We start from the raw sequence: 18533 nt of genomic DNA, 5'->3' as shown, positions 1-18533 counted from the left end.
GCAAATGGCGTTTTTGTTCACGAGAGCGGTTCATCGGGCCTGCAGGGTTTAACGCTAACATGAAGTTTAACGCTAACATACGGAAAACAGAGCGTTTTAAGCATTCCCCGACGGCAGCGCGCTGGCTATATGCACAGCAGGGAATGCGAAGGTATACGAGAGTGGAGAGTTCATCATGACCATCAGAGTGGGTATCAACGGATTTGGGCGCATCGGTCGCTGCACCCTGTCGCAGATCGTCAGTTCGGGCCGCAACGACATCAGCGTGGTGGCCGTAAACGCAACGGGCCCGCTGGAAACTGCCGCGCACCTGCTGAAATACGACTCTGTTCATGGCCGCTATCCCGGTGAGATTGTCACCGGCGCCAACACCATGGATCTGGGGCGTGGTCCGATCCGGATGATGTCCAGCTATGATCTGAACGAGCTGGACTGGGAAGGCGTCGATGTTGTTCTTGAATGCACCGGTCAGTTCAACGACGGCACCAAAGCGCGGACACACATCGAGCGCGGCGCCGGGCGTGTGCTGATCTCTGCGCCCGCCAAAAACGTGGACCGGACCGTTGTCTTTGGCGTGAACCACCGGGACCTGATTGCATCTGATGCGGTCGTTTCAAACGGGTCCTGCACCACCAACTGCCTGGCCCCGCTGGCCAAGGTCATGGATGAGGCGATCGGGATTGAACGCGGCATCATGACGACAATCCATTCCTATACCGGCGACCAGCCGACGCTGGACCGCCGCCACAGTGATCTCTACCGCGCCCGCGCGGCCGCTATGGCGATTATCCCTACCTCAACCGGTGCCGCCAAAGCCCTGGGCGAAGTCCTGCCAAACCTTGCAGGCAAGCTGGACGGCACGGCCATGCGCGTTCCCACACCAAATGTCTCCGCGGTGGATCTCACCTTTGAAGCGCCCCGGGATGTGACCGTGGAAGAGGTGAACGCAGCACTCGAAAAAGCCGCCAACGGCCATATGTCGCGCGTTCTGGCCTATGATCCCGAGGCCAAGGTATCTGTTGATTTCAATCACACGGAACACAGCTGCATCGTGGCGCCCGAACAGACAAAGGTTGTCGGCGGACGCACGGTTCGGGTGCTGGCCTGGTATGACAACGAATGGGCCTTCTCTGCGCGGATGGCGGATGTTGCCGCAACCATGGGACGCCTTGGCTGATCCACTTGCCCGCCGGCGCGCCGGCTGGCATACCCCGCCCTGTGGCGACCCATCCGGGGCCGCCCGATCCGGGGGCAGACAGGGCATGACAAACCGCATCGCGATTTTGCTCGGTGTGATCATCGTTGCACTCGCTTTGCTGGACCTCTTTGTTTTGTCCGGCGCAGGTCTGCTTTTTCTGGGACGCCGGTTGTCTGACCTTATTGAATGGCTTGCCTTCTGGCGCTGATCGCGCGCATCTGACAGTCTGGCAAGGCGCAGGGGAATTGCTGTGAGCATCAGAATAGGCATCAACGGTTTCGGCCGCATCGGACGCACGCTGTTGCGGGTTCTGGCCACATCACCGTCAGAGGATATCGAGGTCGTCGCGATCAATGATCCTGCACCGGCGGAAGCGCTCGCGCACCTGCTGGAATTCGATTCCGTACACGGGCGCTTCCCGAACCCTGTAATCCTTGACAAGGGCAGTATTGATTTCGGGCGCGGCCCGGTGCGCCTGAGCGATCTGCAGGATCCGGCGAAACTGCCGTGGGACGACGTGGATATCGCACTTGAGTGCAGCGGCCACTTTACCCGCATTGCGGATGCGGAGCGTCACTTTTCAAACGGGTCGGGGCGGGTGCTGCTCTCTGCCCCGGCAAAGGGCGAAGGACCGACCGTCGTTTTCGGCGTCAATCACGACAGGATAACCCGCTCTCACCGGCTTATCTCCAACGGGTCCTGCACCACCAACTGCCTCGCCCCGGTGGCGCGGGTATTGCACGATGCTTTCGGCATCAAACGCGGCATGATGACCACGGTGCACTGCTATACGACCTCTCAGCCCGTGCATGATGCGCCCCACGCGGATCTGTACCGCGGGCGTGCCGCGGGGTTGTCCATGATACCAACCTCCACCGGGGCAGCCGAGACGATGGGGCTGGTCATTCCCGAGCTCAAAGGGCTGATCACAGGTCAGGCGATCAGGGTCCCTGCCCCCAATGTGTCCTGTATTGATCTCACGGTTGATCTGGCATGCGATGTTACTGTGCAGGAAGTAAATGACACCATGCGCGCAGCGGCAGATGGACCAATGAAAGGGATCATCGGCATAACGGACCGGCAGCTGGTATCGCGGGACTTTGCGCGCGATCCGCACAGCGCCGTGTTCGCGACCGATCAGACACGGGTGCAGAGCGGATCACTGCTCCGGGTGCTGGCGTGGTATGACAACGAATGGGGATTTTCCTGCCGCCTGCGGGACATGATCCGGGTGGTCGCCGCCCAGGGGTGATCGGGTTCAGCTGCGGCCCAGTTTGCTCAGCAGCTTTTCGCGGACCGGGGGTGTCACGAACTTGCTGACGTCACCGTCAAGACGCGCGATCTCTTTGACCAGCTTGCTCGCGATGGCCTGGTGCTGCGCCTCGGCCATCAGAAAGACGGTCTCGATCCCATCGTCCAGCTGCCGGTTCATGCCAACCATCTGATACTCATATTCGAAATCGGCCACAGCACGCAGGCCGCGAACAATGACCTGGGCCCCGACGTCGCGCGCACAGGTGATCAGCAGGTTTTCAAACGGGTGCGCGACAATCTCCATCCCGGTCTGCTCGGAAAGCTTGGCGCATTCCGCCTCGACCATGGCAACCCGTTCCTCAAGGCTGAAAAGCGGTCCCTTGTCACGATTGATGGCGACGCCGATCACAAGCCGGTCAAGAAGCACAGAAGCCCGGCGTATAATGTCCAGGTGGCCCAGCGTTATCGGGTCAAATGTGCCGGGATATAGGCCAACACGCATCAGGCTCTCCTGTCTTCGTATTCTGGCTGTAAAGCACCACTAAAGACGCAGAAAGGCAAGCGCCGCTGTTCCAGTCTGTGAAACTGTTACCGGATCAGAGCCGTCAGTGGCCCATGATCATGCCTTCGAGCGCGTCTTTTTCCATGGCCAGCTCCATCAGACGTGCTTTGACCACATCCCCCAGCGAAATAAGACCGCGCAGCTCGTTTCCCTCAACGACCGGCATGTGACGGAACCGCCCTTCGGTCATCTGTTTGAGCACCGCATCGGCCTGGTCGTCGCCGTGGCAAGTCACCAGCTTGGATGTCATCAGCGTATCAACCGTATGGGCCAGACATCCCGCTCCCCGTGCACCGATTTCCCGCACGATATCACGCTCTGACAGGATACCATCCGCATTGGTACCGTTGCGCGATACAAGCACCGTCCCGATCCGTTTCTCGGACAGAATTCTGGCTGCCTCGGACACCAGCATGTCGGGCGGCACGGTCACAACGTCCTGTAACGCTTTGGTTTTAAGGATCTGGGAGACAAGCATGAGGCACCTCGCTGTAACGTATCTGTGATCCCCCTCAGCGTCACCGCAAAGGTGCATTCTGTCAAGCACGCGCTTCCAGCCGGGCCACTTCTGCACGCAATCCCGCACTCAGAGCCCCTGCAAACCGGCTCAACCGCGCGTTGTGACGGTCATCCGCGTGGCGGATCAGATAGAAACTGCGTTTCAGGCTGATGTCGCCGGTCAGTACTCTTTTCAGTCCGGGTGTGGCCGGCAGCGAAAAGTCATGCGCAAAGCCGATGCCGCCGCCGGCCCGCAGCCAGTTGACCTGGACCGAGACCGAATTTGATGCCAGCGGCACACGTGTCATGCCTATGCTGTCAAGATAGTCGAGTTCACGGTCAAAAATCATGTCCTGAATATAACCGACAAGGCGATGCCCCTGCAGATCACCGGGTGTTTCAATCGGGTCATGTCGCGCCAGGTATGCTTCGCTGGCGGCCAGATGCAGATGGTAGTCCGTCACCTTTTTCACCATCAGGCGCCCGGCCTCCGGCGCGCTGACCGCGATGGCCATGTCAGCCTCGCGGCGCGACAGGTTGAACACACGCGGTAGTGCAACAATCTGAATGTCCAGATCCGGGTTGTCGTCAGAGATGGCCGCGCAGACCTGGGGCAAAAGATAGTTTGCGCAACCATCCGGCGCCCCGATGCGGATCTGGCCGCGCAGGCGCTCCCCTTCTACCGGCAGACCTGCAGCGGCAACGCGCATTGCCTGTTCTGCGGTCTCTGCACGGGTCAGCAGAGCGCTGCCCGCTTCGGTCAGCGCGTATCCGGTCTGGCTTTTGACAAAAAGCGTGGCCTGCAGCGCGCGCTCCAGCCTTTGCATGCGCCGCCCCAGTGTGGCCGGATCCAGCCGCAGCACTTTGCCCGCGCCCGACAGGCTGCGTTCCCGCGCCACGGCAAGAAACAGCCGCAGGTCATCCCAGTTTGTCTGCATCCGCGCATCCTTTGCAAAATTGCAAAATGATCATGACATCTTTCCTCTTTATCCGTGATTTTTGCAAGACTATGGTGCGCGGCAATACCCCGGGTGTATACCGGGGCAACAGACATTTTCTGGGAGATACGCATGCAGGAACTGACACACTACCTGAACGGTGCACATGTCAAAGGGACATCAGGGCGTTTTGCTGACGTCATGAACCCGGCCACAGGCGAGGTTCAGTCCACCGTACCGCTTGCCTCCACGGCCGAGGTCGCACAGGCCGTTGAATACGCCGCTGCCGCACAGCCTGCCTGGGCCGCGGTCAACCCACAGCGCCGGGCGCGCGTTCTGATGAAGTTTGTCGACCTGCTGAACCGCGATATGGACAAGCTGGCCGAGGCACTCAGCCGGGAACACGGCAAAACACTGCCAGACGCTGCGGGCGACGTTCAGCGCGGGCTGGAGGTTGTGGAATACTGCATCGGCGCGCCGCATCTGCTCAAAGGCGAATACACCGACAGCGCGGGCCCGGGCATTGATATGTATTCCATGCGTCAGGCGCTGGGAGTGACCGCGGGTATCACACCGTTCAACTTCCCTGCCATGATCCCGATGTGGATGTTTGCGCCCGCGATTGCCTGCGGCAACGCCTTTATCCTGAAACCATCCGAGCGTGACCCGTCTGTCCCGCTGATGCTGGCGGAACTGATGGAAGAAGCAGGCCTGCCCAAAGGTATTCTGCAGGTCGTGAACGGCGACAAAGAGGCCGTGGACGCCATTCTGCACCATGACGTCATCCAGTCGATCGGCTTTGTGGGCTCCACGCCGATCGCCGAATACATCTATGGCACCGGCTGTGCGAACGGAAAGCGCGTTCAGTGCTTTGGTGGTGCCAAGAACCATATGATCATCATGCCCGACGCCGATATGGATCAGGCCGCCGATGCACTTGTCGGTGCGGGCTACGGCGCTGCCGGTGAGCGGTGCATGGCAATCTCTGTCGCCGTGCCGGTGGGCGACGACACTGCGGACCGGCTGATTGAAAAGCTGGTTCCACGCATCGAAAAACTCAAAGTCGGCCCCTACACTGCCGGAAACGATGTCGACTATGGCCCCGTCGTGACGGCTGCAGCCAAGGCCAACATTGAACGTCTGGTCCAGACAGGTATTGATCAGGGCGCCAGGCTGGTTGTGGATGGCCGTAATTTCAGCCTGCAGGGATATGAGGACGGCTTCTTTGTGGGACCGCACCTTTTTGACCACGCAACCAAAGACATGGACATTTACCGCCAGGAGATCTTTGGCCCTGTTCTGACCACGGTCCGCGCCCAGTCCTACGAGGAAGCGCTCGGTCTCGCCATGGATCACGAATACGGCAACGGTACCGCAATCTTTACCCGTGACGGTGATGCCGCCCGTGATTTTGCCAACCGGGTCAATGTGGGCATGGTCGGCGTCAATGTGCCGATCCCGGTGCCGCTGGCCTATCATACTTTTGGCGGCTGGAAAAAATCGGTCTTTGGTGATCTGAACCAGCACGGCCCGGATGCCTTTAAATTCTATACGCGCACCAAAACGGTTACCGCGCGCTGGCCGTCCGGTATCAAAGAGGGCGGCGAATTCTCCATCCCGGTGATGGAGTAATTCTGACGGGCGCTCACCAGCCAGCGCCCTCTTAGACTGATAAAAAACGCGGCTCCGAGGGGGCCGCGTTTTTCTGTTTTCGGGTGTCGTTACGGATCAGGCGCGTTTGCGTCGCCGCAGCACTGTCAGACCGCCCAGACCGCTGAGCAACAGGACCGCCCCTGCGGGGAGCGGAACAGCTGTCATTGTACCAAAGTACGAAACATGGCTGATCCCTTTACGTTTGCCGCCAGCGTCTAAAACGAACATGTCTGAGAACATGCCATCGTACCAGATTGCCGAATGAGTACCGTCAACGATCAGAACCGCTTCCAGACTGAAGCCGGTATCAAGGATGCCTCCACCAACCGAAAGCAGCTCACTTGCGCCGGCAGTTCCGAAAGTCACCTGAAAATCCAGTTCTTCACCAATACCGGCCTCGGACGAATACGTCGTCAGACCGCCCAACCGAATATCGTCGCCGTCGACGCGACCCAGCGCTTTAAACCCGGTCGTATCGACACCGACGTTGTCCAACTCAGCGATGACCTGTGCCAGCTCATTTGACGCCGTCGCCGGTGTCGACTTGCTCAGCGCCTGAATCGAAGCCGCGTCTGACGTTACCGCACTACCGGCGACCAGGGCCGCCCCCAAGACGACGGCTTTGAATACTTCTGTAATCCTCATCTTTATCCCCTAAAACCCAGCCCTCATAAACGAACCTGAAATTGCTGTGACTAAATCAGTCCCCGGGAGGGCACCATACGTTGTTAATAATAGTTAATATGAGGGGATGACCCGGGTGTCACAAGAAGAAACAGGCATTTCAGGCAAATGTTCTATTTGAGGTAGTATGATCCCGAAGATTTTGCCCGACAATCGCACACCAGCAGGCTTTTCCCGACATCTCCCCCGTTGCAGGTGGCTGCATTCCCATGTTTGTCAGATGATGATTCCACAAAAAAACGGCTCCCGAAGGAGCCGCTTTCCGCTGCAAATAGGAGTGTTATCAGGCCGCTTTTTTGCTGCGCCGTTTCATGGCTGCGAGCCCGCCGACACCGGCAATCAGCAGCCAGCCCGCTGCAGGCAGCGGAACCGCTTCAATCTGCGCACTGATCACGAGCGTGCTTGAACGCCCTTCGTTGGTGCTCCAGGTATCACCGTCAACGGAGCCAAAGGCAGACCCGCCCGCATCTTCCAGCACGGACAGCGTAAACCCGGTCAGCTGATACCCGCGTGTCAGCGCCAGCGGCGTGCCCAGGCGGAAATCCTCAAAACCGCGGATGACGGCCTGGTCATCATTGGTCGGGCTGTCGTTCCCGGTCGTCTGGATAACGAAGGAGAAAAGGTCGAAAGTGTTCCGTGCAATCGGTCCATCAAGGCCGAAAGAAAACTCGGCGTTGAATTCGAAACGGTCGTCAAAATTGGTCCACTCGGCGTTGTACCAGTCGATGTATGCAACATCGACGGTCTCTTTCGCACTGTCCAGCTCTTCAGAGAAGTCTGTCTGGCGGAAAGAAAGAACACTGCGCTCGCTGTCTGCGCTGGTCGGCGCGGGGCGCGGGCGTGTGCCGGTCTGTGGAACATCGTCAGCGATGCGTCCCCAGGATACGCTGGTACAGCCAACGCCGGGGGTACAGCCTGCGCCGGTCGGCGCGGCGTCATTGTCCGCATCCGTCGGGTCGCTGTCGAAGAAGTTATATCCGAGGAAGAGGCCGGACGTCGAACCTTCGAAGGTTGCGCCGGTTGCCGCACTGCCAAGGAGTGTCAGCGCAGTCGCCCCAACTGCAATTTGTCTGAAGATCATATTGATGTCCTTCTCGTTAAATCCGCGTATGGCCCGTCTCAGGTTCATACGCACTGGTTACGGGGCATTACCTAACATGAGCATAATTCCGCCGCAATTTAATTCAGATCACGTTCATGTGCCAGAAAAGGGCTGTTTTGTTTATTTTCAGTATGTTACCACGTTAACTGTGATGTCGTTCCCAGAGATTTCCCCGTAAATCAGACAAATCGTGGCAAAAATGCGCCAGATTTTCACCCAAAGGTAGTTAACGTTTTCCGGGTCCCGTGCCCCTGGTTTTCTGTCTGGGAAACAATGGGGCAGAGACCCGCCCATTTGTGCCGGAACCAGGCGCCTGATTCGGTTGCTGATCCCCTCTTCGTGGCCTAGAAAACCTTTATGACTGATATCCATATCCGCCGCGCGGGCAAGGCTGGCCGCATCACTCTCAACCGCCCCGACGCGCTGAATGCCATGACCTGGCAGATGTGCCTGGAAATCCGGGACGCGCTGGAGGCATGGCGCGATGATCCTCAGATCAGTGTGGTGGTCATAGATGCCGCGGGCGAACGGGCATTCTGCGCAGGGGGCGATATTGCCGAGCTCTATCGTACCGGCCGCGACGGTGATTTCGACTACGGGCGACGGTTCTGGGCGGACGAGTACCGGCTGAATGCGGCGATCTTTGCCTGGCCGAAACCCATCATTTCCTTTTTGCAGGGTTTCGTGATGGGCGGCGGTGTCGGCATCGGGTGTCACGGCACCCACCGGATTGTCGGTGAAAGCTCAAGGGTCGCCATGCCAGAGTGTGGCATCGGGCTGATCCCTGACGTTGGTGCCACGCTGATGCTTGCACTGGCAGACGGACGGATGGGTGAGTACCTGGGCGTCACCGGCACCCGGATGACCGCCGCAGATGCGATATACGCGGGATTTGCCGATCTTTACATAGCCGAGGCTGAATGGCCCGGGCTGATCCATAGACTGCAGGAAACCGGTGATCCGGGCGTTGTGGAACAGGCGGCGACGGAACCGCCTGCCTCCGGCCTTGCAGCGCTTGCAGATGACGTGAACCGCCATTTCGGCGGCGAGGCGCTGTCGGACATCTTCAACAGCCTGCGTGGCGAAGACAGCGATTTTGCCCGCAGCGCGCTGAAGGCAATGGAGCGGAACAGCCCGCTGTCGATGGCGGTGACAATCGAACTGCTGCACCGTCTGCGGGGCCCCTCGATCAGCATCGGCAAGGCGCTCGATCTGGAATACAGGTTTACCGCCCGTGCGATGGAGCATGGTGAACTTCTTGAAGGGATCCGTGCGGCCATCATTGACAAAGACCGCAATCCGCAGTGGCAGTATAAGGATCAGTCTGTGCCCATATCATCCGTCAGCAAAATGCTGAGACCGCTGGGACCGGACGCACTGAAACTGGAGGAGACGCCTGTGACACAAAAGGCTGTAGGCTTTATCGGACTGGGCAACATGGGCGCGCCAATGGCGGCCAACCTGGCCGCAGCAGGATACCGGGTGACCGGGTTTGACACCGCCGGAACCACTGCCGCCGGTGTCACAAACGCAGCCACCGCACAGGAGGCTGTGCAGGATGCGGATATCGTCATTACCATGCTGCCAGACGGCAAAATCCTGCGCGCAGTCGCAGAACAGATTCTGCCCTCACTGCGGCCCGGAACGCTCTTTGTCGACTGTTCAACCGTAGATGTAGACAGCGCCCGTGCCGTTGCGGAACAGACCGCAGGGGCAGCGGTCCTGTTCGTCGATGCGCCTGTCTCGGGCGGCATCGGCGGTGCGACCGCGGGGACCCTGACATTCATGTCCGGCGGCAGCGCGGAGGCCTTTGCACAGGCGCAGGCGCTTTTCGACATCATGGGCCAGAAAGCTGTGCACTGTGGCGAGGCCGGTGCCGGACAGGCGGCCAAGATCTGCAACAACATGATCCTGGGTGCAACGATGATCGCGACCTGCGAAGCCTTTGCGCTGGCAGACAAACTGGGGCTCGACCGGCAGAAAATGTTCGATGTGGCCAGCACGTCCTCCGGATACAGTTGGTCGATGAACGCCTATTGCCCCGCCCCCGGTGTCGGGCCGCAAAGCCCCGCTGACAATGACTACAAGCCCGGGTTTGCAGCAGAACTGATGCTCAAGGACCTGGGCCTGTCGCAACAGGCCGCAGAGGCGGTTGATGCGGACACGCCGATGGGCGCTGCGGCTCTTGAACTCTACCGGCGTTTTGTCGAGCTCGAGGACGGACGCGGCAAGGATTTCTCGGCGATGCTTCCCCGGTTCTCGGCGCGTGGCCGTGACAGTTAACGCGGCAGAGCTCCAGCGAACCGCGCTGCACGGCCCCGCATCGCCCGGAATACCGGCATGACCCTGCCCTTTCACGCGTTTGCGGCGGACCTGTCGGTCAAGGACATTCCGGACGCTGCGCTGAAAGTCCTGCGGCGTTCTTTTCTGGATACGATGGGCGTCGCAGCCATCGGGTCAACAACGCGCATGTCCGCCACCGCTCACCATGCTGCAACGGCGCTTTTCGGCGCCGGCTCAGCGGGCGGCGCGCGGGCCCTGATGCGCGGTGATCTGCTGAGCCCGGCGGGTGCAGCGATGTCCGGCGCTTTCACCATCGACAGCGTCGACGCACATGACGGAACCTCGCCCTGCAAAGGCCATGCGGGATCTGCTGTTTTTCCTGCACTGCTCGCGCTGGCAGACGTAAAGACTGGCTTGCAGGGGTCTGATTTTGCTGAGCTTCTGGCAATTGCTTATGAGGTCAGCTACCGCACCGGTCTGGCCCAGCACGCCCAGTGCGCAGACTATCATACCTCCGGCGCCTGGACCGCTGTGGGCGTTGCGGCGGCCTGCGCGCGGGGCCTAGGTGCCGATCCGGATCAGATCAGGCACGCCGCTGGTATTGGTGAATACCACGGCCCTCGCAGTCAGATGATGCGCTGTATCGATCATCCGACCATGCTGCGCGACGGGGTCGGATGGGGCGCACCCTCCGGTGTGACCGCGGCCTGGCTTGCCCTTGCCGGATTTACCGGAGCGCCCGCCCTGACCTGCGAGGACGCGCCCGACCTCTGGGGCGATCTGGGCAGTGCCTGGCGGCTGGTCACGGATACGCATTACAAACCCTACCCCTGTTGCCGCTGGGCCCACCCGGCCATTGATGCCGCAGCCGGGCTGATGTCAGCACATGGGTTGCACCACAGTGCCGTGGCCGGGGTCGAGATACGCACTTTTCACAATGCCACGCGGCTGGCAGGTCACCAGCCGGCAACACCGGATGAGTTCGCCTATTCCATTGCGTTTCCGGTTGCCACCATGATCGTGCGCAGGCAGATCGGCGTTGAAGAACTGGCAGAGAGCACACTGCGCGATCCGGATATCCTGCGCATCAGCAATGCAACACAACTTATTGACGACGAACACTTTACCCGTATCAGCCAGGGCAAACGATGGGCGCAGGTCTCGCTTATGCTGACCAACGGTGACAAGGTCACTGCAGAGCCCTGTACACCCCGGGGGGACACCGATCTGCCCCTGTCAGATGTTGAGATATCAGACAAGTTTCACCTGTTCGCAGACCCGGTTCTGGGCCCCGGACGCGCGTGTGAGATTGAAGCGCTCTGCGCTGAGTTTGACAGTCTGTCACCGGCAGATTTCAGCCGGCTGCGCACACTTTGCCTGACAGCACCGCCGCACTGAACCATTGTCAGGAACCGCAGGGTCTGTCAGGCGTTAGGTCCGGGAGAGAAGGAGAACGACCATGCGAACATCCATCCCAATCCTGCTGACCGCCTTTGCGCTCGCCCTGCCCCTGTCGGCAGAGGCTGCACCCAAACACTGTCCGCCCGGCCTGGCCAAAAAATCACAGGCCTGTGTGCCACCCGGTCAGGCAAAGAAAGCGGGCAACCCGCGCTGGAGCCGCGGAGATGTGATCAGCGGCGACTACGTGGTCGTACGCGATCCCGGCCGCTATGGGCTGGACCGTTCGGGCACATATTACAACAGCGGTGGATATATCTTCCGCGTGGATCAGCAAACCCGCGAGGTGCTGGACTTCCTCGGCGCAGCAGCGGCGCTGCTTGACTGACTGAACCCGGGAGCGGCTGGGAGTGCCGCCCCGCTTTACTCTGCCGCGACCTGTCCTCTGGGTTGCAGCATGGGTGCAAGGTATTTACCCGTGTAACTTTCGGGCACCTGCGCCACTTGCTCGGGCGTTCCGGTCGCCACAATCGTGCCCCCGCCATCACCGCCCTCAGGGCCGATATCAATGATATGATCGGCTGTCTTGACCACATCCAGATTGTGTTCGATCACGATCACCGAATTGCCCTGATCCACCAGTTCATGCAGCACTTCGAGCAGCTTGCGCACATCTTCAAAGTGCAGACCCGTTGTCGGCTCATCAAGGATATAGAGCGTGCGGCCCGTGGAACGCTTGCTGAGCTCTTTGGACAGCTTGACCCGCTGCGCCTCACCACCTGAGAGTGTCGTCGCCTGCTGGCCGACTTTGATATAGCCCAGCCCCACCCGCATCAGCGCGTCCATCTTTTCACGAATAGAGGGCACTGCCTGGAAAAACGCCTGTGCGTCCTCAACCGTCATATCAAGCACATCGGCAATGCTCTTGCCTTTGAATTTGATCTCAAGGGTTTCACGGTTGTACCGCTGCCCCTTGCAGGTCTCGCACTCCACATAAACGTCCGGCAGAAAGTGCATCTCGATCTTGATCACACCATCGCCCTGACAGGCCTCGCAGCGCCCGCCCTTGACGTTAAAGCTGAAGCGGCCCGGCTTGTAGCCGCGCGCCTTGGATTCGGGCAGCCCGGCAAACCAGTCGCGGATTGGCGTAAAGGCCCCGGTATACGTGGCGGGGTTTGAGCGTGGCGTCCGCCCGATGGGGCGCTGGTCGATGTCGATCACCTTGTCCAGATGCTCAAGCCCTTTGATCGTCTCACAGGGCGCTGGCGTCTGACGTGCGCCATTCAGACGCATGGATGCGGTTTTGAACAGGGTCTCGATCGTCAGCGTGGACTTACCGCCGCCCGAGACGCCCGTGACGCAGACGAACTGGCCCAGCGGATAGTCAACCGTGACATTCTGCAGGTTGTTTCCGGTGGCTTTGACCACCTGCAGCTTCTTTTTGCTGCCCTTGCGCCGCTCCGCCGGAACGGCGATTTCCCGCGTGCCGGTCAGGTACTGGCCCGTGATCGAGGTTTTGTCGGCTGCGATGGTCGCAGGCGGGCCGTGACTGACCACCTGGCCGCCATGCACACCGGCGCCAGGGCCGATATCAAAAACGTAATCCGCCTCGCGGATCGCTTCTTCGTCATGCTCTACCACAATGACGGTATTGCCCTGATCCCGCAGGTTTTTCAGCGTCTGCAGCAGCCGGTCATTATCGCGTTGGTGCAACCCGATAGAGGGCTCATCCAGCACATAGAGAACCCCGGTAAGACCCGAGCCGATCTGGCTGGCCAGTCTGATCCGCTGGCTTTCGCCCCCGGACAGAGTTCCGGCGTTCCGGCTCAGCGTCAGGTATTCAAGGCCCACGTTATTGAGAAAGCCCAGCCGCTCGCGGATTTCCTTGAGAATTGCGCGTGCAATCTCGTTTTTCTGCGACGTCAGATGCTCCGGCACGCGTTCGCACCAGTCAAAGGCCTCGCGGATCGACATCTGGACGACCTGGCCCACGTGCAACAGGTTTTCCGCATCGTCCGAGGGGCCGATTTTCACCGCAAGCGCTTCTTCGCGCAGGCGGAAACCGCCACAGGTGCCGCAGGAGCGGTTGTTCTGATAGCGCTCGAACTCTTCGCGGATCCAGTTGCTGTCTGTTTCCCGGTAACGCCGCTCCATGTTCGGGATCACCCCTTCGAACACACGGGTCACCTGATAGACGCGGCCGCCCTCGTCATAACGAAAGGCAATTTCTTCTTTGCCTGAGCCGTAGAGAAACACCTGCTTTACCTTTTCGGGCAGGTCTTTCCATTTGGTCGACTGCTTGAATTTATAATGCTTCGCTATCGCCTCGATGGTCTGGAGAAAATAGGGGGATTTGCCTTTGCGCCATGGGGCCAGCGCGCCATCCGCGATTTTCAGGTTCTGATCCGGCACCACAAGCCGTTCATCAAAAAAGAGCTCGACCCCCAGGCCGTCACAGTCCGGGCAGGCCCCGAAAGGCGCGTTGAAAGAAAAAAGCCGTGGCTCAATCTCGGGAATGGTGAAACCACTCACCGGGCAGGCGAATTTCTCTGAGAATGTTGTACGTTCCGGCTCGCCCTCAGATGGTGCTGTCTCCAGAATGGAGATGCCGTCCGCCAGGTCGAGCGCTGTGCGCAGGCTGTCGGCCAGGCGGGTTTCCAACCCCTCGCGGATCACGATGCGGTCCACAACGACATCAATGTCATGGCGGAACTTTTTGTCGAGCGTGGGCGGTTCGTCCAGTTCGTAGAACTGACCATCCACCTTCACCCGCTGGAACCCCTGCTTACGCAATTCCAGAAATTCCTTGCGGTATTCGCCCTTGCGGTCGCGGATGATCGGCGCGAGCAGATAGGCCCGGGTGCCCTCCTCCATCGCCATGATCCGGTCAACCATATCCTGGACCTGCTGGGCCTCAATCGGCTTGCCCGTCGCGGGCGAGTAGGGCGTGCCCACACGCGCAAAAAGCAGCCGCATGTAGTCGTAGATTTCCGTCACCGTGCCGACGGTCGAGCGCGGGTTTTTGGAGGTGGTTTTCTGCTCAATCGAAATCGCGGGGCTCAGACCGGAAATATGGTCTACGTCCGGTTTCTGCATCATATCGAGGAACTGGCGCGCATAGGCCGACAGTGATTCTACGTACCGGCGCTGGCCTTCGGCATAGATCGTATCAAAGGCCAGGCTGGACTTGCCAGAACCGGAAAGCCCTGTAATCACAACAAGCTGGTCGCGCGGAATATCCACGTCGATGCTTTTGAGATTATGCTCGCGCGCGCCGCGCACCTCAATGTTTTTCAGTTCAGCCATCCGGCACCCCCTGGTGTACCTGTCTGACATAGGCGCATTGCCCCGGTTAGCCAATGAAAAAATGAGAACGAAGACGGAACATCAGGCGCGTTTTCGCCGCGCTGCCAGATACAAATGGACGCATCCCCCCAGCACAAAGGCACCGCCCGCCAGCAAGGGCAGCCCCGCGTATCCGACCGCCCCCGCCGTGATCGCCATGACCGGCGTGCCCAGGGTGTTGCCGACATTGCCCATCTGGGCCATCGCACCATTGGCCTGGGCCTGGGTGGCCGGCAGATGATTCAGCTGTGGCACCGCCGCAAAACTGGCGCCCTGGATCAGACCCATCGATGCAGCAAGCGCCAGACAGGGCAGTGTGCCGCCCGGATCAGCCCAGAGCCAGAGCATGCAGAGCGCGCTGCCTGCAAACCCTGTAAGCACCACGCCGACCGCTGGGATGACACGCAATAAAAACACCCCCAGGGTCATCGACGCCCCGATGCTGGTCAGCGGCATCGCCCCCATGACAAATGCCCGCATATCCGCCGGAATATAGGGAGGAAGCACCGTGAGAATGGAGACGAAACAGAAAGTATAGAACAACCAGCCGAGAGCAGGTGCGGATATTGCTGGCGAGGCGTAGATCACAAGATGCTCGCGCAGCAGACGGCCTGGCGACAAGGCAACAGCTGGCGCGTCGTTTTCGAGCGCACGCAGGCGCAGCCCCAGATAAACAGCAAACACCGCCAGATAGAGAGCGTGTGCCGTCAGCAGCGCGGGAATGCCTCCAACCGCCACCAGCGGCAACCCGGCCCAGGCGAGAATTGTAAAGGCCACGCCAAAGAATGTGCCCCAGAGGGTCAGCGCCAGGCCGCGATCCTGCGGCGCGCAAAGCTGTGCAATGAGTGTGGGAGCTGCAACCACCAGCGCCAGATGAGACAACCCCTCAAGGGCGCGGCTTGCCAGCATCCAGGGCAGTGGGGGCAGCAAAGCCTGAAACAACGAGATCGCAGCGCCCGTCCAGAGCCCCCAGAGCAAAGCGCGTCGATACCGCACCCGCGCCACCAGCAGACCCGCAATCACGCCAAAAAAGATCCCCAGCAGACCAACACCGGATACGATCAGCCCCAGCGCCCTGCCCGCTTCCGGATAGATACCGGGCAACAGATCAAAGGTCGCACTGAACTTGCCGTATTGTGCGGCAGCACCCAGCCCTGCACCCCACAGTGCAAGCACGAGCCCCCAGGGCGTTTTCTGCATCCGGCTGCCTCCCTGCAGACCTGATGTCAGATAGCCAGGCGACTGGCAATCGCGCCAGCAGTGTTATCGTGCGGAAAACACACGTGATCCGCGTGTGAATTTCAATTCGAACGCAAAAATTTACCTAAGAGTTTAATGGTTCTTTTGTTCACCATTCTGACCTGATAGTTCGAGACATCTTTTGGTAATCGGTTTCCGGTATCCGCGGAGCATTGTTCCCGGATCGGAGAATGGGAGTAACATGACTATTAACAAATTGTTTTACGGCGCACTGACAGCGGCCATGCTGATGGGCGGCACCGCAGGCGCAGCAGTCGTCGGGATCGATTCGGATTGCGGCGGAACTGGCACAGCGCTGACCGGTGCAGGCACAGTATCCTGTGGCGGCGGCGAGCGTGACAACACCGGTAACATCGAATTCTTCGAAAACGGTGTCGGCTCCGGTGACGACGACTTCTTCTCGCTTGGTCTTGGCGGCACACTTGTGGTCGAATTTGACCCTGTCATCGCAGGCGCGGCGACAGTGATCGAAATCACCAACGGCGGCGCATCGTCCAACCACAAAGAAGCTGTTCGCATCTTTGGATCCAATGATGGCATCAACTTTGACATTCTGGGCGTCGCGGACAACCAGGGTGGCATCGATGATGGCACACGCGGTACGTCCTCCACGATCTCTTTCGCTGGATCTTATGCGTTCCTCGGCTTCCTCGACATCTCCAAATCCGTTTTCTCGGACACACGTTCGTCTGACGGCTTTGACATCGATGCAGTTGTTGTGACGTCGGTCGCGGCGGTACCGCTGCCGGCGTCGGCATTGCTGCTGCTCGGTGGTGTCGCTGGTCTGGGCGCAATGCGCGGACGTCGTAAGTCCTGATCCGGTCACCGGAACAGTCTGAAAAAAGCAAAAGCGGAGCCTGAGGCTCCGCTTTTTTTGTTCGTCTCCCCGTTTCCGGGAGCATTACATGTGGATCACACGGTCATATGCGTCCAGAACACTTTCGTGCATCATTTCTGACAGTGTCGGATGCGGGAAGACAGTATTCATCAGGTCTTCTTCCGTAGTCTCCAGCTGGCGGCCGACGACATAGCCCTGGATCAGCTCTGTAACCTCGGCACCAACCATATGCGCACCCAGCAATTCGCCGGTCTTTGCATCAAAGATCGTCTTGATCATGCCCTCGGGCTCGCCAAGGGCGATGGCCTTGCCGTTGCCAATAAAGGGGAACCGTCCGACTTTGATGTCGTACCCCAGTTCCTTTGCCTTTGCCTCGGTGTAACCGACGCTCGCGACCTGAGGATGACAATACGTACAGCCCGCAATGGTCTCTGGTTTGACCGGATGCGTGTGTTTGCCCGCGATCAGGTCCGCAACCATGACGCCTTCGTGCGAGGCTTTGTGTGCCAGCCAGGGCGCGCCGGCGATGTCACCGATGGCATAAAGACCATCGACACCCGTCCGGCAGAATTCGTCTGTGACAACGTGGGTGCGGTCAATCTTGACGCCCAGTGCCTCGAGCCCCAGACCTTCGGTGTTGCCGACGATACCGACAGCAGAGATCACCGTGTCAAACTCGTGTTTCTCGACCTTGCCGCCCACCTCGATATGGGCTGTCACCTTGCCTTTGGCCCGGTCAAGCTGCTTGACCATAGCCTTTTGCATGATCTTCATGCCCTGCTTTTCAAACGCTTTCTTTGCAAAGGCAGAGATTTCGGCGTCTTCAACCGGCAGCACGCGGTCCATCACCTCGACCACGGTCGTATCGGCCCCCAGCGTGTTGTAAAAGCTCGCGAATTCGATGCCGATTGCGCCCGATCCGATGACCAGCAGCTTTTTGGGCATGTGTTTGGGCTGCAGTGCGTGTTTGTATGTCCAGATCAGATCACCATCGGCTTCGAGACCCGGCAGGGTTCTGGCGCGCGCCCCGGTCGCAACAACGATGTTTTTCGCGGTCAGCTCGTCAGTGCCCTTGTCGCCTTTCACCGAAACCTTGCCTTTTGCAGGTATCGAGGCTTCGCCCATAAAGACTGTGACTTTGTTCTTTTTCATCAGGTGGCCGATACCACCGGAAAGCTGTCCCGCTACTTTGCGCGAACGTTTGACCACCGCGTCCAGGTCATAGCCGATGTTGTCTGCTTTGAGGCCAAATTCACTGGCGCGGTGCATCAGGTGAAAAACCTCAGAGGAGCGCAGCATCGCCTTGGTCGGAATACAGCCCCAGTTCAGGCAGATACCGCCCAGGTGCTCGCGCTCGACGATGGCGACCGACATGCCCAGCTGCGCGCCGCGTATTGCCGCGACATAGCCCCCCGGCCCCGCACCAATCACGATCAGATCAAAGGATTTCGCCGCCATGAGATGTCCTCGCACATTGAGTGTCCAAAATATAGTTTACCATTAAACTATATCCCAGCATG

The 18533-nt window shown here is 59.5% G+C and carries 16 protein-coding genes and 1 pseudogene; 9 read left to right on the top strand and 8 right to left on the bottom strand.

From position 1 onward, the window contains the following. Window positions 1-175 precede the first annotated feature (175 nt). The 3 genes from gap (Q1A34_RS01015) to gap (Q1A34_RS01005) all read left to right on the top strand — a co-directional run bounded on the left by gap (Q1A34_RS01015) (window position 176) and on the right by gap (Q1A34_RS01005) (window position 2450). Window positions 176-1177: a type I glyceraldehyde-3-phosphate dehydrogenase gene (gene gap / locus Q1A34_RS01015; protein WP_300029508.1), complete on the top strand. Its 1002-nt coding sequence runs from the start codon at window positions 176-178 to the stop codon at window positions 1175-1177. Between the two features lie 85 nt (window positions 1178-1262). Further along, window positions 1263-1406, top strand: a complete 144-nt coding sequence (locus Q1A34_RS01010; protein ID WP_300029505.1) for a hypothetical protein — start codon at window positions 1263-1265, stop codon at window positions 1404-1406. 42 nt (window positions 1407-1448) lie between these two features. Beyond that, window positions 1449-2450, top strand: coding sequence for a type I glyceraldehyde-3-phosphate dehydrogenase (gap, locus tag Q1A34_RS01005; protein WP_300029502.1), 1002 nt, complete (start codon window positions 1449-1451; stop codon window positions 2448-2450). Between the two features lie 6 nt (window positions 2451-2456). Here gap (Q1A34_RS01005) and coaD read toward each other — a convergent pair whose 3' ends face one another. The 3 genes from coaD to Q1A34_RS00990 form a co-directional block, all read right to left on the bottom strand. Continuing rightward, complete coding sequence (gene coaD, locus Q1A34_RS01000) at window positions 2457-2954, bottom strand: pantetheine-phosphate adenylyltransferase (RefSeq protein ID WP_300029499.1); 498 nt, start codon at window positions 2952-2954, stop codon at window positions 2457-2459. A 103-nt stretch (window positions 2955-3057) separates the two neighbouring features. Next, window positions 3058-3492 (bottom strand): CBS domain-containing protein, encoded by a 435-nt coding sequence (locus Q1A34_RS00995; RefSeq protein WP_300029496.1) that lies wholly within the window; start codon window positions 3490-3492, stop codon window positions 3058-3060. A gap of 61 nt (window positions 3493-3553) precedes the next feature. Next, entirely contained in the window at window positions 3554-4450 is an 897-nt protein-coding gene (locus tag Q1A34_RS00990) for a LysR family transcriptional regulator (RefSeq protein WP_300029493.1), read from the bottom strand. Between the two features lie 132 nt (window positions 4451-4582). Here Q1A34_RS00990 and Q1A34_RS00985 point away from each other — a divergent pair, with 132 nt between their 5' ends. Beyond that, on the top strand, window positions 4583-6082 hold the full coding sequence (locus tag Q1A34_RS00985; RefSeq protein ID WP_300029490.1) for a CoA-acylating methylmalonate-semialdehyde dehydrogenase: 1500 nt from the start codon (window positions 4583-4585) through the stop codon (window positions 6080-6082). Between the two features lie 96 nt (window positions 6083-6178). On the opposite strand, the gene Q1A34_RS00980 is transcribed toward Q1A34_RS00985, so the two are convergent. Further along, window positions 6179-6748 carry a VPLPA-CTERM sorting domain-containing protein gene (locus tag Q1A34_RS00980; protein ID WP_300029487.1) on the bottom strand — a complete coding sequence of 190 codons (570 nt, stop codon included), beginning with the start codon at window positions 6746-6748 and terminating at the stop codon, window positions 6179-6181. Window positions 6749-7070: 322 nt separating this feature from the next. Then, window positions 7071-7868 (bottom strand): VPLPA-CTERM sorting domain-containing protein, encoded by a 798-nt coding sequence (locus Q1A34_RS00975; RefSeq protein ID WP_300029484.1) that lies wholly within the window; start codon window positions 7866-7868, stop codon window positions 7071-7073. 378 nt (window positions 7869-8246) lie between these two features. Here Q1A34_RS00975 and Q1A34_RS22020 point away from each other — a divergent pair. From Q1A34_RS22020 to Q1A34_RS00960, 4 genes and pseudogenes are all read left to right on the top strand, one after another. After that, window positions 8247-9257: pseudogene (locus Q1A34_RS22020) on the top strand (enoyl-CoA hydratase/isomerase family protein); the annotation flags it as partial. A gap of 30 nt (window positions 9258-9287) precedes the next feature. Continuing rightward, entirely contained in the window at window positions 9288-10172 is an 885-nt protein-coding gene (gene mmsB, locus Q1A34_RS22015) for a 3-hydroxyisobutyrate dehydrogenase (protein WP_366942813.1), read from the top strand. Window positions 10173-10229: 57 nt separating this feature from the next. Continuing rightward, on the top strand, window positions 10230-11570 hold the full coding sequence (locus tag Q1A34_RS00965) for an MmgE/PrpD family protein (RefSeq protein WP_300029480.1): 1341 nt from the start codon (window positions 10230-10232) through the stop codon (window positions 11568-11570). 61 nt (window positions 11571-11631) lie between these two features. Further along, window positions 11632-11958 carry an excinuclease ABC subunit A gene (locus tag Q1A34_RS00960; protein WP_300029479.1) on the top strand — a complete coding sequence of 109 codons (327 nt, stop codon included), beginning with the start codon at window positions 11632-11634 and terminating at the stop codon, window positions 11956-11958. Between the two features lie 35 nt (window positions 11959-11993). Here the strand turns inward: Q1A34_RS00960 and uvrA are convergent, their stop codons facing one another. Both uvrA and Q1A34_RS00950 read right to left on the bottom strand, forming a co-directional pair. Then, window positions 11994-14876 (bottom strand): excinuclease ABC subunit UvrA, encoded by a 2883-nt coding sequence (gene uvrA / locus Q1A34_RS00955; RefSeq protein WP_300029477.1) that lies wholly within the window; start codon window positions 14874-14876, stop codon window positions 11994-11996. Window positions 14877-14957: 81 nt separating this feature from the next. After that, on the bottom strand, window positions 14958-16115 hold the full coding sequence (locus tag Q1A34_RS00950; protein WP_300029475.1) for an MFS transporter: 1158 nt from the start codon (window positions 16113-16115) through the stop codon (window positions 14958-14960). Between the two features lie 241 nt (window positions 16116-16356). On the opposite strand from Q1A34_RS00950, the gene Q1A34_RS00945 reads away from it, so the two are divergent. Next, entirely contained in the window at window positions 16357-16992 is a 636-nt protein-coding gene (locus Q1A34_RS00945) for a VPLPA-CTERM sorting domain-containing protein (RefSeq protein WP_300029473.1), read from the top strand. 84 nt (window positions 16993-17076) lie between these two features. Here the strand turns inward: Q1A34_RS00945 and lpdA are convergent, their stop codons facing one another. Next, on the bottom strand, window positions 17077-18471 hold the full coding sequence (gene lpdA / locus Q1A34_RS00940) for a dihydrolipoyl dehydrogenase (RefSeq protein ID WP_300029470.1): 1395 nt from the start codon (window positions 18469-18471) through the stop codon (window positions 17077-17079). Window positions 18472-18533 lie beyond the last annotated feature (62 nt).

Origin of the sequence: uncultured Roseobacter sp., from assembly GCF_947491795.1 — a bacterium.
Classification (GTDB): Bacteria; Pseudomonadota; Alphaproteobacteria; order Rhodobacterales; family Rhodobacteraceae; genus Roseobacter.
Note: the sequence above shows the minus strand (reverse complement) of the source record. Positions and strands in the feature narration are given on the sequence as shown.